Source organism: Pseudomonadota bacterium (genome assembly GCA_018823285.1).
GTDB lineage: Bacteria > Desulfobacterota > Desulfobulbia > Desulfobulbales > JAGXFP01 > JAHJIQ01.
The window spans coordinates 24539-39806 of sequence record JAHJIQ010000002.1 but is presented as its reverse complement, the minus strand read 5'-3'; the positions used below and the strand labels follow the sequence as shown (position 1 = coordinate 39806).

12 protein-coding genes and 1 tRNA gene are annotated in these 15268 nt (G+C 53.3%); 7 read left to right on the top strand and 6 right to left on the bottom strand.

Annotated elements, in window-relative coordinates; genetic code table 11:
* Positions 1-121: 121 nt before the first annotated feature.
* Positions 122-2341, top strand: a complete 2220-nt coding sequence (locus tag KKG35_00385; protein MBU1736573.1) for a bifunctional (p)ppGpp synthetase/guanosine-3',5'-bis(diphosphate) 3'-pyrophosphohydrolase — start codon at positions 122-124, stop codon at positions 2339-2341.
* A gap of 103 nt (positions 2342-2444) precedes the next feature.
* Here the strand turns inward: KKG35_00385 and rpmB are convergent, their stop codons facing one another.
* Positions 2445-2663, bottom strand: coding sequence for a 50S ribosomal protein L28 (rpmB, locus tag KKG35_00380; protein ID MBU1736572.1), 219 nt, complete (start codon positions 2661-2663; stop codon positions 2445-2447).
* Between the two features lie 257 nt (positions 2664-2920).
* Here rpmB and KKG35_00375 point away from each other — a divergent pair, with 257 nt between their 5' ends.
* From KKG35_00375 to KKG35_00360, 4 genes are all read left to right on the top strand, one after another.
* Complete coding sequence (locus tag KKG35_00375; GenBank protein ID MBU1736571.1) at positions 2921-4276, top strand: cytochrome c biogenesis protein ResB; 1356 nt, start codon at positions 2921-2923, stop codon at positions 4274-4276.
* Between the two features lie 2 nt (positions 4277-4278).
* Positions 4279-5127, top strand: a complete 849-nt coding sequence (gene ccsB, locus KKG35_00370) for a c-type cytochrome biogenesis protein CcsB (protein ID MBU1736570.1) — start codon at positions 4279-4281, stop codon at positions 5125-5127.
* Positions 5128-5372: 245 nt separating this feature from the next.
* The gene (locus KKG35_00365; protein ID MBU1736569.1) at positions 5373-5720 is read left to right on the top strand and encodes a cytochrome c family protein; all 348 of its coding nucleotides are present in this window, start codon (positions 5373-5375) and stop codon (positions 5718-5720) included.
* 224 nt (positions 5721-5944) lie between these two features.
* Positions 5945-8116, top strand: coding sequence for a PBP1A family penicillin-binding protein (locus KKG35_00360; protein MBU1736568.1), 2172 nt, complete (start codon positions 5945-5947; stop codon positions 8114-8116).
* 361 nt (positions 8117-8477) lie between these two features.
* Here the strand turns inward: KKG35_00360 and KKG35_00355 are convergent, their stop codons facing one another.
* Positions 8478-9164: a CBS and ACT domain-containing protein gene (locus KKG35_00355; GenBank protein ID MBU1736567.1), complete on the bottom strand. Its 687-nt coding sequence runs from the start codon at positions 9162-9164 to the stop codon at positions 8478-8480.
* Between the two features lie 265 nt (positions 9165-9429).
* Here KKG35_00355 and pabB point away from each other — a divergent pair, with 265 nt between their 5' ends.
* Positions 9430-11394 carry an aminodeoxychorismate synthase component I gene (gene pabB / locus KKG35_00350; GenBank protein ID MBU1736566.1) on the top strand — a complete coding sequence of 655 codons (1965 nt, stop codon included), beginning with the start codon at positions 9430-9432 and terminating at the stop codon, positions 11392-11394.
* A 179-nt stretch (positions 11395-11573) separates the two neighbouring features.
* Here pabB and KKG35_00345 read toward each other — a convergent pair whose 3' ends face one another.
* From KKG35_00345 to cysC, 3 genes are all read right to left on the bottom strand, one after another.
* On the bottom strand, positions 11574-12023 hold the full coding sequence (locus tag KKG35_00345) for a CBS domain-containing protein (protein MBU1736565.1): 450 nt from the start codon (positions 12021-12023) through the stop codon (positions 11574-11576).
* Positions 12024-12065: 42 nt separating this feature from the next.
* Positions 12066-13622 (bottom strand): NAD(P)H-hydrate dehydratase, encoded by a 1557-nt coding sequence (locus KKG35_00340; GenBank protein ID MBU1736564.1) that lies wholly within the window; start codon positions 13620-13622, stop codon positions 12066-12068.
* 191 nt (positions 13623-13813) lie between these two features.
* A complete protein-coding gene (gene cysC / locus KKG35_00335) occupies positions 13814-14416 on the bottom strand; it encodes an adenylyl-sulfate kinase (GenBank protein MBU1736563.1) in 603 nt (200 codons plus the stop codon).
* Between the two features lie 198 nt (positions 14417-14614).
* Here cysC and KKG35_00330 point away from each other — a divergent pair.
* A tRNA-Arg gene (locus KKG35_00330) sits at positions 14615-14690 on the top strand.
* A 331-nt stretch (positions 14691-15021) separates the two neighbouring features.
* Here the strand turns inward: KKG35_00330 and KKG35_00325 are convergent.
* Positions 15022-15231, bottom strand: coding sequence for a hypothetical protein (locus tag KKG35_00325; GenBank protein MBU1736562.1), 210 nt, complete (start codon positions 15229-15231; stop codon positions 15022-15024).
* Between the last annotated feature and the right edge of the window lie 37 nt (positions 15232-15268).

Below are 15268 nucleotides of genomic sequence, written 5' to 3'. Positions count from 1 at the left end.
TCATTCTGGCTCCTGACTTCTGGATTCTGGATTCCAAATCATGGAATGAAGCCATGACTTGGGATCATTTGATGACAGCAAACCAACATCTTAAGGCAAGTCAGAAAGTAGAGAGTGTAATATGGCTGTTCCTGATACCAATAAAGCAGGAGGGCTGGAGCTTGCTGCCCCTGTTTTTGCAGAGATTCTGGTCATGGTCCGGGAGTATATTTCCGCTGCCGATCTTGTCGAGCTGCAGAAGGCCTATGAGTACGCCACTGAGATCTATTCGGGACACCACCGGATTTCCGGCCGCCCCTATCTGTATCACGCCCTGTCGGTCACGAAGATCCTGGCCCGGCTCAAGCTGGATCTTCACACTTTAATCGCCGGGATTCTGCATGGCGCAATCAAGGAGCCTGCCTCGGTTCCGGAAAAGGAGCTGGAAAAGAGGTTCGGCCCGGAAGTGCTGTCGATCGTCAAAGGGGTTACCAAGATCACCAGCGTCCATTTTGACAGCCGTCTTGCATTCCAGGCCGAGAACATTCGGCGGATGCTCCTCGCCATGTCGGATGATATCAGAATCCTGATCCTCAAACTGGCCGACCAGCTCCATGATATGCAGTCACTTGACAATGTCTCCCGGGAAAAGCAGCTGGAATACGCCCAGGAAACCATGGATCTTTACGCCCCGCTGGCGAGCCGCCTGGGGATCGACTGGCTGAAAAGGGAGCTTGAGGACCTTTCGTTTTCCTATCTCAATCCTGAAGAATATCTCGATCTGGTCAGCAGAATCACTACTTCATTGAGTGATCGTGAAGCGTATGTTGAAGAGGTCAAGGCCCTTCTCTCCAAGAAGATCAAGGAACAGGATATCGGCGATTTCAGAATTCTCGGCCGGCCGAAACATCTCTACAGTATTTACAAGAAGCTGATTGTCCAGAATATCCCTCTGGAGAAGGTCTACGACAAGGTGGCATTCCGGATCATTCTCGGTTCGGTCCGTGAATGTTATGAAGTTCTCGGCTTGCTGCATGATCTCTGGCAGCCGGTTTCCGGCCGGTTCAAGGACTTTATCAGCAGTCCCAAGTCAAACATGTATCAGTCGCTGCACACCACGGTGGTCGGGCCGCGCGGAGAGTTCATGGAGGTCCAGATCAGGACCGAGGAAATGGATGAGATCGCCAATGGGGGGATTGCCGCCCACTGGGCCTATAAGGAGGGGAAGGCTATATCCAGCAAGGATGCCAGGCTTTTCCAGTGGCTGAAACAGCTGGTCCAGTCTCTCCAGGAACTCAACGACCTCCAGGACCCGGGAGAATTTCTGGAGGCGGTCAGGGGGGAATTGCGGGAAGCGGACATCTATGCTCTGACCCCGAACGGTGAAGTGAAAGAACTGCCGATGGGCAGCACTCCCCTTGATTTTGCCTATTCGATCCACACCGAAGTCGGTGACCACTGTGCCGGCGCTCGCGTCAATGACCGGATTGTCCCCCTCAAGCACGAGCTGCAGAGCGGCGACAAGGTTGAGATCATCACCTCCTCGGCACAATGTCCGAACCGGGGATGGCTGACCCTGGTGAAAACCAGCCGTGCGCGCAGTCGGATACGACACTGGCTGAAAAAAGAGGAACAGGAGAGAAGCCTCAAGGTTGGGCGGGAAATCTGTGAGCGAGAGCTGAAGAAACGGGGCTTGAGTCTCAAGAAGGTGACCAGGAGCGGCCACCTTAAAGAGACGCTGAAGTCCTTCTCCTGCAACACTCTCGACGAGCTGGTGCGCCAGGTCGGTTCCGGCAGGATTACGGTCAAGGACATTGCCAACCGGATGCAGCCCGAGGAGATGAGAGCGGAAGATTCACCGGTTGAGCAGCAGCTGCTGGAGACTGAGAAGGGGAAGGTTCAGAAAAAGAAGAAGCATGCGGGGCGGGAGAATGCGCTGGTTATAGACGGGGTCGACAATATGTTGACCAAGATCAGCAAATGCTGTATGCCGGTGCCGGGTGATCCCATCGCAGGTTTCATCACTGCCGGCCGGGGGATCTCCGTGCACCGGGCCGATTGTCGTAATTTCCTGGTTACCGATCCCGACCGGCATGTCGATGTCAGCTGGGCGGCTGAATCCGCTGCCGGTCATCAGGTGCAGATCAGGGTTATCGCCCAGGATCAGCGTGGACTCATCGCGTCAGTCAGCAACACGATCAATATCAGCGAAGCGGATATTGTCAGCATGGAAGCCCATACCTCTGCCGACAATCTGGCGGTGGTCAATCTGGTGCTGGAGGTGGCGGGTACTGATCACCTGGCAAAGGTGCTTCAGCAGATCAGGAAAATAAGCGGGGTGCTTGAGGCGGGACGAAAATAGCCGGGAGCAGTACAATCGAAGTGTAAAGATTGCTCAATAACAAACGGGTTACCGTATGATACGGTAACCCGTTTCCGTTGCTGTGATCATCGGTGCAACCGAATCAGGCAGTGGCGGTAGCCGAGCGTTTTACAGGTTTGGTGATAGCGCCTGAGCGGATGCAACGGGTGCAGACTCTCATCTGCCGGCTGCTGCTTTCACTGGTCGCAACCTTGACGTTCTGCAGATTGGGAAGCCAGCGACGCCTGGTCTTGTTGTGGGCGTGACTGACATTGTTTCCGGTGGTGGGACCTTTGCCGCATATATCACATTTCTTGGCCATTGCTGGTAGCTCCTTAACTGATTTTAAAAACGGACATTTATAACGTGACAATCATGATAAGGCAAGTGTTTTCCGAATCAATTTTTAAAAATGGGGCTAATTAAGCAATGCAATATCTCCGGATTGTGATTCAAGGATCCGGTCATAATTGATTGACGGGAGTGATGGTAAAATGTTAAGTTTGCGGGATTGCGCCGGCGGAAAGGCTCTCCCTCCGGCTAGTGGTTATTTTAACTCTTAATCAAACACAGAGATTCATGATGAGTGAGAACAAGAATGAGGTTTGGGCTTTTTTTGCTTCAGTAAAACTGGCCCTCTTTACGTTTTTCATCCTGGCAACGACTTCCATCATCGGGACGGTTATTCCCCAGGGAAAAGAGATGGATTTCTATATCCAGAATTTCGGCGCGGGCACGGCCAAGCTCTTTCAGGTCCTGAACGTCCCGGACATGTACAATGCCTGGTGGTTTGTCTCCCTGCTGGTGGTTTTCAGCATCAATTTAATGGTCTGTACCATAGATCGCTTTCCCAATATCTGGCGCCTGGTCAAAATGGACAATCTGGCCATGGATCTTGAGCGGATTATCAAGATGCCGAAACGGCAGGCGTATTCTGCCGAGATGAGTGTGGCGGACCTGAACAGGGAGGTTATGTCGGTCATGTCTGCCACGTCGTGGAAATTTCAGTCGGCTGAAAAAGACGGCGGCACTCTGTATTCCGCCCAGAAGGCCCCTTGGAGCCGACTGGGAGTGATTGCGGTCCATGTCAGCATTCTGGTTATTTTTCTCGGCGCCATTATCGGTTCTGCTCTCGGTTATAAGGCAAGTGTGATGATCACCGAAGGCCGTTCCACAACCGCGGTATATGCTCATGACGGCAAAAGCACTCCGATCCCCCTGGATTTTGAAGTCCGTTGTGATCGTTTTGAACTGGATGTTTATGATACCGGTGCGCCCAAGGAGTTCACATCCGATCTGGTGGTGCTGAAAGACGGCAAGGAGGTCTACAGCAAGTCCATTGAGGTGAACGATCCTCTCCAGTACGGCGGACTCACTTTCTATCAGTCAAGCTATAACGCCTATGAGAACACCTACGTTGTCGAGCTTGAGAACAATGCGACAAATGTTGCCAAGAAGTTCATAATCGGGCCTGGGCGGGAGGTCAAGTGGCCGGAAGAGGGAGTCGCTTTCGGAATCACGAACCGAATGGGCCCTGGTTTCATGGGCCGGTTCCGGCATAAGATCTGGTTCAATGATGCCAATGGCAGCCCTGCCCAGTTCTGGATGGACGAGGGAACGCCCGTGGTGGTTGAGAGAACCGGAGCAAGCTATAATATGAAGATCCGTCAGCTTTATGCGACAGGACTTCAGGTTACCAAAGACCCGGGAGTGTGGTATGTATACATCGGCTGTGCGATGATGCTTCTCGGTCTTTATGTAGCTTTTTTTCTTTCCCATCGAAAGATTTGGCTTTATATTTCCGAAGAGGGAGCAAAGGCCAGACTTCACATAAGCGGCACCAGCAACAAGAATAAACTGGGATTTGACAATGATTTTGCTGCGCTGACCGATCTTCTTGAAAACAACGAAAGCTTAAAACTTACGAAGGAATAAACATGAACAGTTCTCAGCTTCTGGGTTCAACAACCTTTATTTTTCTGCTCGCGTCCTTTCTCTACATTGGCATATTCGTTTTCCGTGCCAGGAAACTCGGATTAATAGCCTCACTGGCAAGCCTGATTGGTTTTCTGGTTCTTACCGCCGGAATCGGTTTGCGCTGGGCAGAATCTTACAAGATAGGCATTGGGCATGCCCCGCTGTCGAATATGTATGAGTCGCTGGTGTTTTTTGCCTGGTCGATTATCATTTTCTATCTGTTTCTTGAGTACAAGTTCAAGAACCGGCTTTTGGGTGCGTTTGCCGTGCCGTTTGCATTTTTAAGCATGGCACTTGCCGGGCTGACTGATCCGAACATCAAGCCGCTGATCCCGGCCTTGCAGAGTAATTGGCTGATTGCCCACGTCATGACCTGTTTTGTCGGTTATGCGGCATTTGCCGTGGCTTGTGGACTTGGGATCATGTACCTGATCAAGGACACCAACGTCGAAAAGGGCAAAGAGAAGAATCCTGACAGCCTTCTGGCTACTCTGCCGGCGTTGACTGTGATTGATGATATCACCCATAAAACCATTGTCTTCGGTTTTCTCTGGCTTTCTGCAGGAATTATCACCGGGGCGATCTGGGCGAACTCCGCCTGGGGAACCTACTGGAGCTGGGACCCTAAAGAGACCTGGTCGTTGATCACCTGGTTTTTGTATGCCGCTGCACTTCATGCCAGATTCACCAGAGGCTGGGGTGGCAAGAGGATAGCCTGGCTGGCGATCATCGGTTTTGTTTCTGTGGTATTCACCTACTACGGGGTCAACTACCTTCTTTCCGGTCTGCACAGCTATGGGGGATCCTGATTTCTCTGATGGAAATTCGCTGGAATCCAGCTTGATTTTTTTTCTTGTGTGCATTCAAGGGCTCCGATCTTTTCGGGGCCTTTTTTTTGGGTATTGAGTCCTTTTCATGCTTGACATCAAACAGGGGACGGAATATATAATCACATTTCGTAAATGAGACATGATTCATTTATCATTCATTTTTATGAACAGAAAAAGGAGACATGATGGCTAAGAAAATCGTAATTTTTGTAGCGGCTTTTGCAATGGCTTTGACCTTTGCAGTTGGTGCCAGTGTGGCAGGAAATGCTGGTCCTGAGACAGTAAAGATCGACACCCCGAAGAAAGGTGGAACTTCAGTAAACTTCGACCACAAAAAGCATCAGGGGATGGCAGAGTGTGCTGCATGTCATCACACCAAGAATGCCGATGGTTCCAAGGGTGCTTATGAAGCCGGTAAGGAAGCAAAATGTGCATCCTGTCATGACGGCTCACTGAAAGATGACGTTGCCGATGCCAAAAAGGCAGCCCACAAGAACTGCAAGGGTTGTCACAAGGATGGTGTTGACGGTAAAACCGGTCCGACCAAATGTGACGGTTGCCACACAAAATAATGTGAGCATTCAGATCTGGTATGAAACGGCCGCCCCTCATCGGGGCGGCCGTTTTTTTTGTGCGTTGTTTGTCTCGATCGTTGTAGTATACTTTTTTCATTTATCCGTGAATATATCTCCCGTTTGTTTTCAGCTTTTTCAGCACACTGATATTTTCACCCTTCGGGTATAAGTTTCGTACGAGCAGACGAGCTGCTCAACTCAGCTTTAACTGAAGCCTGCTGATGCGGAGATTGTTAATTTCCAATGCTCCGGACCAGAGCTTCAACAGAACCGTGTCAAAAAAAACCGCGAACAGGAAAGCCGGAGCATCCGGCAATCAGAACACCATTCAGGACAAATGCCGGCAGTGGAACCATATCCACATCTCGCTCTTTTGTCTTGGTGCAGCTTTGCTCCTGACTGTGCTGCTGGGATCGCTGCTTTACCTTGTCACATCACTCAAGATCCCTGATATTTCCTCGATCACGGATTACCGACCGCCGCTTACTTCTGTTTTTTATGACGACCGGGGGAGGGTGATCGCTGAATTTTCAAGAGAGAACCGGTTTGAAATTCCGTTGTCGGCAATGTCTGAGCTGTTGCCGAAGGCATTTGTCGCAGCGGAAGACGGCAGATTTTATCATCATGAGGGGGTCGACGGCTGGTCGATCCTGCGGGCGCTTATTCACAACATCAGGTCCGGCAACAAGGCACAGGGGGGGAGCACTATAACCCAGCAGGTGGCGCGCTCGCTTCTCCTGTCGCCTGAAAAAACCTATACCAGAAAAATCCGTGAGGCTATTCTCGCCTACCGGATAGATAATTATCTGCCGAAGGAGGATATCCTCTACCTGTATCTGAACCAGATATATCTCGGCGAAGGCGCCTACGGCGTCGAGGCTGCGGCGCGGACCTATTTCGGCAAGAGCGCTTCGGAGCTCAATCTTTCTGAAATGAGCCTGCTTGCCGGCCTGCCCCAGGCGCCGAGTCGCTACAATCCGTTCAAGCATTTTAAACTGGCCAAAGGCAGACAACGATATGTTCTGAACCGCATGGCCGCTGACGGGTACATTACCCCCGAGCAGGCCAGGCGGGCCTACAAAAGTGTGCTGCTTTGGGAAAACCGGGAAGCGGGAAACATGGTCGAGAAATACTTTGTAGATCAGGCCGCCAAGTATGTGGAAAGCAGGTACGGTATAGAGGCTCTGGAGGGTGGTGGACTCAAAGTTTACACAACGTTAAGCAAGCCGATGCAGTCTGCGGCTGCGCTCGCGATCAACAAAGGGGTCAGGGCCTGGCGAAGGCGTAATGGTGGTGTTGCCGGCGCGCTTGAACCTCAGGCGGCAATGGTTGTGATGGCGCCAGACAGCAGCAGAGTATTGGCGCTCATCGGCGGAACTGACTATGAAGGCAGCCAGTATAACCGTGCCGTACAATCCCGCAGACAACCTGGATCGGCATTTAAGCCGCTTATCTATGCGGCGGCGCTTGAAAGCGGGGTGACACCGGCCGATATCCTTCTGGATGAGCCTCTTCAGCTGCAGGGGTCAACTGCGGGGGAATTCTGGGAGCCGGAAAATTTCAGCGGCGAGTTTTATGGTCCGACCACCGTGCGGACCGGACTGATCAATTCACGGAATATTGTCACCATCAAACTCCTGCAGGAGATCGGCGTTGAACCGGTACGTCGACTTGCCGCCCAAATGGGAGTCACTTCGCCGCTTTCCGGGAACCTTTCACTGGCGCTCGGAACCTCAGGGGTGTCTCTCCTTGAATTGACAACAGCCTATACTGTTTTTGCCGGCGGCGGCGTTTATCGCCCGCCTGTTTTTGTTGACAGAATCGTTGACCGTGAAGGTCGTCTTCTGGAAAACCCGGGAAGGGTCGGAGGGGGGAAGCGGGTTCTTTCAGCGCCTTCTGCATATCAGATGACCCATCTGCTGAAAGGGGTGATTGAGGAAGGAACCGGGCGCAGGGCACGAGGGTTGCCCATGGAGGCGGCCGGAAAAACCGGTACCAGTGACAGCAATATGGATGCCTGGTTTATCGGTTATACGCCTGGTCTGGCGGCCGGGGTCTGGTTCGGATTCGATCAGCATATGCCCTTGGGCGGCAACGAAACCGGCGGCGTGGTCGCCGCACCGGTCTGGCTTGATTTCATGAAAAAGGGGATTCGGCTGCAAGCGCAACAGAAAGAAGATTTTGTAGTCCCGGCAGGTATAAAAATGCTCCCCATGGACCCGACCACCGGTGAGATTCGAACGGGGCTGGATGAGGGAGTGATGATGGTACCCTTTCGTGAAGGGTTGTTGCCGGAAGGGCGTGGGCGGCTGATTGGGGCTGTTGCCGGTGAGGGAGATACGGTCATCGGGCAGAAAATTCCGGAAGTACCCGAACCGGACTCTGAACCCTGAGTCAGAACGAAGGGAGCTGAAGGAGAAGGAATGTTATCTCCTGAACATCCAAGGCGATTGTCTACACCCCTCAGGAGGGGGTGTGAGTTCCCGGAAGGGTTTGCCCGTCGTGGACCGGTCTTGCGCTTTTCGCGACCTGAGGCAGGGAGCTTCAATCAAAAACCGGCGCATCTTTGGCACGGAGTTTTAACAAGAGAAGTGTCTCGGCGGAAACCGGAAAAAAAAAGCCTGCCGGGTGGCAGGCTTTGGTAAACATGCATCGCGAAACGCATTCCCCGAAGCTCGAGGTAATCGACTGCAAGGAGACTCCGAGTCTCACTCCGTTTGCTTATCTGTCGCGGGGAGCTTCAATTGATGCTCCTTATGATCGCCGTTTCTGCGGGAGATTGTCGAGATTGTCTCGGCCGTGGTAGATAACGGTGAATGTGCTGGCAAGGAGGTCGGACAGCGCTTTTTCCTTTTCGTCGTCGATGGGGGCTATCCTGATCCCCACCCGTTTCATGCCGGCCGGGGCATCTTCGAAAGAAGTGAGGATGCTTATGATCCTCGCGTTGTTTTCCTTCAGAATGGTCGTTGCTTTGGTTACTGAACCTGGAGCATCCGGCAGATCCATAACGTACTGGATCGCATCTTTCTTGATGCCGGTCATGTGAATGAAGCCTCTCAGGACATCGGTCTCGCTCAATAGACCGATCAGGTGACCGGAGTCATCCACGACCGGCAGGCCGGAGATCCTGGAGTTAAGCATGACCACGGCGGCTTTTTCGAGGGTGTCCTTCCCGGAGAGGGTAAGGGGGCTGCTGGTCATGACATCCTTGATCTTCATTTCGGACAAAAGATAGTATAATTCATGAATGTCAAGAGATGTCGTTTTGGAAGGAGAGGCGTCCTTGACGTCGCGATCGGTGATGATCCCGATAAGTTTGCCATGGGAAACCACCGGCAGTCGGCGAATATTGTTCTCTTTCATGATCCGGGTGGCCCGCATCAGGGAAGTGTTTTCGTCAACGGTCATGACGTCTTTGGCCATCCAGTCCTGAATAAGCATCTTAAAACCCTCCTGAGGTGTGAAGTGCAGTTTGCATCTGTGGCAGTCTTTAATCGAATTTATTTTAACAAAAACTTATATAATATTCCTGCTTTTCTGGCAAGGAGATGTCAGCAGATTAAGGAAATCATTTTCAGAGCGGAGTCAGCCCGGAATTGGGTTTTGGCTTGCCAACTGCCGGAGTCGATGGTAGGAGGTACGACCATTGCCCCCGGGCAATTCGGCGCAATTATTCTAAAAGTATTGGGTGGGTGTGTAAGGTTCCATGCAGAGAAAAATTATAAATTCTCGACCAATTCCCGAGCGTCTTCTTGATGACCTGTTGGGCCTTCTGGCGGAATGTGATGATTTCGTTTTTCTTGAAACCGTCAGGGTGAGCGAGGACAATCAACACTCCTTCCTCTTTCTTGATCCGGTGGAGAAGTTGATCTGCCGGGCCGAAGATGACCCAATTGCCTATCTGGATAAAGTTCAGGCCAAGATGGCGCAGGGGTTTTATGTCGTCGGTTGGCTGGCCTATGAGTTCGGCTATAAACTGGAACCGGTCCTCTCCATTCTGATGCAACCCGAAGACGGGATTGTAGCCGAACTTGGCGTCTATCGTTTCCCCCACGTTTTTGATCACGCCAGCGGCCGGTTTACCGGCAATGTCCCAGGGCTGCAGGATTCCGCAGAGAAAAGCTCTCCGAAGGAGCCGGTAATCGAGGGTGTTTCCTTCAGCCAGGAGAAAGAGGACTATCTGCAGAATATTGCCCGGATTAAATCCTTCATTGAAACGGGCGATACCTATCAGGTCAATTATACCCTGAAGCTTTTGTTCGAATATTCGGGGGCAGACGCTTCCCTTTACCGGGCGTTGAGGCGGAACCAGAGTGTTTCTTACGGAGCGTTCATCCGTAGCGGCAACCGGCGGATCATGTCTTTTTCCCCGGAACTTTTTTTTAGAAAAAAAGGCAATATCTGTCAGGTGAGGCCGATGAAGGGCACCATGCGCCGGGCGCCGGATCCGGAGACCGATCTGCTGATCGGCGGTTCTCTGGCCCATGATGTCAAGAATCGCAGTGAGAATGTGATGATCGTTGATCTTTTGCGTAACGACCTGGGTCGCCTCTGTCGGATGGGGACGGTGGACGTTTTGTCTCTGTTCGATGTCGAGACCTACGAGACTCTCCATCAGATGACATCCTCGGTGAGAGGGGAGCTGCGTCCCGAGGTCGGACTGGCGGATCTGTTCAGGGCAATCTTCCCCTGTGGTTCGGTCACCGGTGCGCCCAAGATCAGGACGATGGAAATCATCAGGGAGCTGGAGGCTGACAGCCGGGGGGTATACACAGGCGGAATCGGGTTTTTTACCCCTGGAGGGGATGCGGTTTTTAATGTCCCGATCCGAACGGTGGTCCTTGACGGGATGAAAGGCGAAATGGGGATCGGTTCAGGAATTGTTTATGATTCAGATCCGGAGCGGGAATGGGAAGAGTGTTCTCTGAAGGGACGCTTTCTTGTTGAGCCGGAGCCGGATTTCCAGCTGATTGAGACCATCCTCTGTGATCTGGAAAAGGGTTTCTGGCTGATCGGGGAGCACCTGGAGAGGTTGTTTGCCTCCGCTTCGTATTGGGGGATTCCCTGTGACCCGGTCAGGGTGAGAGATGAGCTCCTGCAAACGGCGGTCAGTTTGTCCGGGGATGCTGCAACCGGTAAGGAACGTTTCCGGAGGGTCCGGCTGCTGCTTCATAAGGACGGGAGGGTGGAGATCTCATCGGCACCGTGTTCACCGCCCCGGGGGTATCCGGATCCGGAACCGGCGGAAGAGCCCGGTGCGGGCCGACTGCCAAAGGTGGTTCTGGCAAAAGAGAGAACCAGCTCACACAACCCATTCCTCTATCACAAGACCACTCGCCGTGAACTCTATGACCAATGCTATAAAATGGCCGGGGAAAAAGGATATTTCGAAGCCCTGTTTGTGAATGAAAGAGACGAGGTGACCGAAGGGTGTATCACCAATCTCTTTGTCCGGAGGGGGCAGGAACTCATCACTCCGCCGGTGAACTGCGGTCTGTTGAACGGGGTTCTCCGGCGGGCGCTGCTGACCGGCAAAGTGGCAACCCCGGACAACCTGCCGATACGTGAAGCAGTCATCGGGGTCAGCGAACTCGTAGCCGCCGATGAAATCTACCTGGGAAATTCAGTCAGGGGATTGGTGAAAGTGCAATTGGTTGCGGGGCCTCTCTGAGGGATTGCGGCATCCCGATCCTCGTTCAATCTGGGCCATTGAACATGTACCGCGAAACGCATTCCCCGCAGCTCGAGGGAAGCGACGGCAAGGAGACTTTCGAGTCGTACTCCGTTTGCGTATCTGCCGCGGGGAGCTTCAATGAAGGCCGAGTGCTGTCGGATCCACCTGCTCAGCCCTTACCTGATCAGAGTCCTGATGATATCCCCCTTGCCGACCACCCCGACCACTTTCCCTTTCTTGACCACCGGCAGGGTGTGGATCTTCTTATCGGACATGATGGTGGCGATTTCCTCAACAGGGGTGTCCTCGGAGACAGAGATTATTTCACCGCTGCAGATATCAATGACTCTGGTCCCGGTCATCTTTTTCATTTCCTTGTCCATTTTCGCCGGGCTCTCAAGGAAGATGACCGAGTCGAGGATCGTAAGAACTGTCGGGATATGCAGTTTCTTGGTCTGGTCGATGAGGTCGCTTTCAGTCACCACGCCGAGCAGTTTGCCGTTCCCGTCGATCACCGGGACGCCGCTGATCCTTTTTTCCCAGAGCAGGTTGGCGAGCTTGCCGACTGCCAGGTCCGGGGTAACACTGATGACTTCTTTGGTCATGATATCTTTTGCGGTCAGCATTCTGGTCTCCTTGAATTATATCAATAAAGGGTATGGTCTGGTTCAACAGCTTGCCAGTTCGGTGAGGACGGCCGGCAGTTCATCGGCGAGTTCGGTCGGCAGGAGGCCGGTCAGGATGTTGTCGTTCGCTGCGAGATGATCCGCGGCCATGCCGTGGATATAGATCCCCAGGCATGCGGCATCCCAGGGGGCGAGTCCCTGGGCCAGAAAACTGCCGATAACCCCGGCCAGAACGTCACCGGAGCCGCCGGCAGCGAGCAACTGGTTGCCGTTGGAGTTGATGGCCGCGTGTCCGTCCGGCGCGGCGATAATGGTTCCCGGGCCTTTCAGCACCAGATAGACCTGATTGGATACGGCAAAATCTATGGCAAACGAAAGCCGGTTAGCCTGGATATTCAGGGTGCTCTTCCCGGAGAGACGGGCCATTTCGCCGGGGTGGGGGGTGAGGATTCTCGGCGCCGGCGGGTTGGCGAGTAAAGAGCGGTCTATTGCCAACAGGTTCAGGGCGTCGGCGTCAACCACCAGTGGCAGCTCCGATTCGCGGTAAAGAGAAGTCACGAGCCTGCCGGTTGCCTTGTCCTGTCCCAGTCCGGGGCCGATGACCATGGCCTGTTTGTCTGCCGTGTTTTTGCAGATCCTCTGCAGGTCTTTGTCACTGGCAAACCCATCGGTAGAACCCGGGAGCGGAAGGGTCATCGCTTCGGCAAGGGCTGATTCAAAAATATTGTTCAAGTCCATCGGGGCGGCCATGGTCACAAGGCCCACGCCGGAACGGAGGGCTCCCCGGGCACATAAGAGCGCGGCCCCGGTTTTGCCACGCGAACCGGCAAGGATCAGCAGGTGGCCGAAAGTTCCTTTATGGGCTCTTGCGGGGCGGGCGGGGATCAACGGCGAAATGGTCCGGTCTTCCAGGGCCTCGATCATCAGGTCTGCTTCCGCGACCGCGGCCGGAGGTATCCCGATATCAACTATTCCGAGACGACCGGTATATAAGGGCCCGTCTCCGGTCAACTGTCCGGGTTTGGCAAGGCCGTAGGTGACCGTCATATCGGCAACCACGCAGGGGCCAAGGGGAATGCCGGTATCGCTGTTCAGGCCGGTGGGCATGTCGATGCTGATCACCGGGCACTCGGCGGTGTTGATCAGGTCTACCGCTCCGGCGAAATGGCCGGTGATTTCACGCTTCAGGCCGGTGCCGAAGATGGCATCAATGACCAGGTCGGAATCAGGAATACAGTTGCCGACGGTGGTGAGCCTCTCCATGTCGGTTATCGGGTAGACCAGAATGTCGAGTTTCTGCACGATTTTCAGATTGACGGCGGCATCACCCGTAACCTTTTTCGGGTCACAGAGAAGAAAGACGATCGGGGTGCCTCCGTGCTGGAGAACATGGCGGGCGATCACCAGACCATCTCCGCCGTTGTTGCCCGGGCCGGCCAGAATCATTATCGTGCGTCCGGCCAATTCGCCGAAACTCTCCATAATCGCCTGAACTGTTCCAACCCCGGCATTTTCCATCAGCACAATCCCCGGGATCGCATATGTTTTGATGGCGGCCCGGTCCAGCTTCTGTATCTCTTTGGCAAAGGCAAGTTTCATGGCATGCGTCCCTTTTTGGTTTATTCCCCGCTGTTCATTCTATTGCAGAAAGGGGATGCAGTCAATCTGGTTCAGGGGCCACCAGGGAATTGAGGGGAACAGCCGGAGAGATCGATATTTTGCGGAACGTCCTTGTTGGAGCAATGGCAGAGCGGGCGTATCCGTTGGATGGCAGGAAAGCCTGTATCCGGTCAGATGATAATCCCGGTATCTTTAAGATGGGTGATGATGATCTTGATGCACTCGTTGACCGTCTGCCTGTCGGTATGCAGTTCAATATCCGGGTTCTCCGGAATTTCATAGGGGGCGGAGACGCCGGTATAGTTCTTGATTTTTCCTTCGCGAGCCATTTTGTAGAAACCTTTGACGTCTCTTTCCTCGCAAACTTCAACGGGGCAGTTGCAGTAAATTTCAAGCATGTTTTCCGGGCCGATGATCTTTCTGACCATTTTCCGGTCTTCTTCAAGGGGGGAAATGAAAGCGGTCAGACTGAGAACTCCGGCATCGATAAAAAGATTGACCATCTCCGCTATCCGCCGCAGATTCTCATGGCGGTCCTCCCTGCTGAAGCCAAGATCCCCGCAGAGACCGTGGCGGACATTGTCCCCATCGAACACATAGGTCCGGCAACCCATCATATGCAGCCTTTCCTCCAGGGCATGAGCCAGGGTGGACTTGCCGGAACCGGACAAGCCGGTAAACCACAGGTTCACGCTTTTATGGCCGTTCAGGGTTTCCCGCCGGGAACGAATAACGGATGCTTTGTGTTTTACAACATTCGGAGAGGTTGCCATTTTCCGGATCTGATAATCACGTTGAGGTTAGTGGCCGGTAAAATATCCGCATCCTGGAGCTGCCGGTCTGAGGGTAACTCCGGGCGTTTGCGCTCCGGCCGAATGATTGTCCTAACTTAACATAGCGAGGTGGTAAAAACCATATTGATTTAAATGTGGGTTCAGTCTAATATGTGCCCGTTTTCAAATCCGTAAATTGCCCTCGTAGCTCAGGGGATAGAGCACAGGATTCCTAATCCTGGAGTCGCAGGTTCGATTCCTGCCGGGGGCACCATCCTTACTAAATCACTTCATGCCATCTCATGTTTACGCCTTGGCCCTGGGCGATCCTATCCCCATCTTTTCCATGGCCGGAATGGAGGTCTTTCCGATCGGTCAAGGAAATTCTCCGACATACTTCCTCATGACTTCTGAAAACTCTTCTGGTATGGGTGCGCAAATATTCGCCGGTTGTCCGGCGGTCTGGTGAAATCGTCTTTTTCAAGACCGATTAAAAAAGGCGGGATGCCGATTGGCACCCCGCCTTGGAGAGATCGCCGGTAAACCGGCGGAGAGAGAATGTTGCAAAGCTGAAAGCGGAATCCTGTTAAGGGATCCCGGGGAAATTAAAAACCGCCGACGGCGCTGAACCAGCTCTTGATCAGGGAGATCGGGCCGCCGCTGCCGATCATGGCGCTCACCAGACAGGCTGCCGCCCAGAGACCCACTACGCCGGAGGCGACGCCCATGGTGATGATGCTGCCGCGGGAAACTGAATCGACGGCTGATTTGGAAGAGGTCTGGGTTCTGGTCTGTGATTTGATTATGCTGCTCATGGCGTCTCCTTGCTTTCTGTTTGTGTTGCTGATTGTT

What these genes read in the sequence shown, in the direction of transcription:
- pabB (MBU1736566.1), top strand. Translation starts at nt 9,430, where the DNA reads ATGCAGAGAAAAATTATAAATTCTCGACCAATTCCCGAGCGTCTTCTT.
- KKG35_00340 (MBU1736564.1), bottom strand. Translation starts at nt 13,622, where the DNA reads ATGAAACTTGCCTTTGCCAAAGAGATACAGAAGCTGGACCGGGCCGCC.
- KKG35_00375 (MBU1736571.1), top strand. Translation starts at nt 2,921, where the DNA reads ATGATGAGTGAGAACAAGAATGAGGTTTGGGCTTTTTTTGCTTCAGTA.
- rpmB (MBU1736572.1), bottom strand. Translation starts at nt 2,663, where the DNA reads ATGGCCAAGAAATGTGATATATGCGGCAAAGGTCCCACCACCGGAAAC.
- KKG35_00360 (MBU1736568.1), top strand. Translation starts at nt 5,945, where the DNA reads ATGCGGAGATTGTTAATTTCCAATGCTCCGGACCAGAGCTTCAACAGA.
- ccsB (MBU1736570.1), top strand. Translation starts at nt 4,279, where the DNA reads ATGAACAGTTCTCAGCTTCTGGGTTCAACAACCTTTATTTTTCTGCTC.
- KKG35_00345 (MBU1736565.1), bottom strand. Translation starts at nt 12,023, where the DNA reads ATGCTGACCGCAAAAGATATCATGACCAAAGAAGTCATCAGTGTTACC.
- KKG35_00365 (MBU1736569.1), top strand. Translation starts at nt 5,373, where the DNA reads ATGGCTTTGACCTTTGCAGTTGGTGCCAGTGTGGCAGGAAATGCTGGT.
- KKG35_00325 (MBU1736562.1), bottom strand. Translation starts at nt 15,231, where the DNA reads ATGAGCAGCATAATCAAATCACAGACCAGAACCCAGACCTCTTCCAAA.
- KKG35_00385 (MBU1736573.1), top strand. Translation starts at nt 122, where the DNA reads ATGGCTGTTCCTGATACCAATAAAGCAGGAGGGCTGGAGCTTGCTGCC.
- KKG35_00355 (MBU1736567.1), bottom strand. Translation starts at nt 9,164, where the DNA reads ATGCTTATTCAGGACTGGATGGCCAAAGACGTCATGACCGTTGACGAA.
- cysC (MBU1736563.1), bottom strand. Translation starts at nt 14,416, where the DNA reads ATGGCAACCTCTCCGAATGTTGTAAAACACAAAGCATCCGTTATTCGT.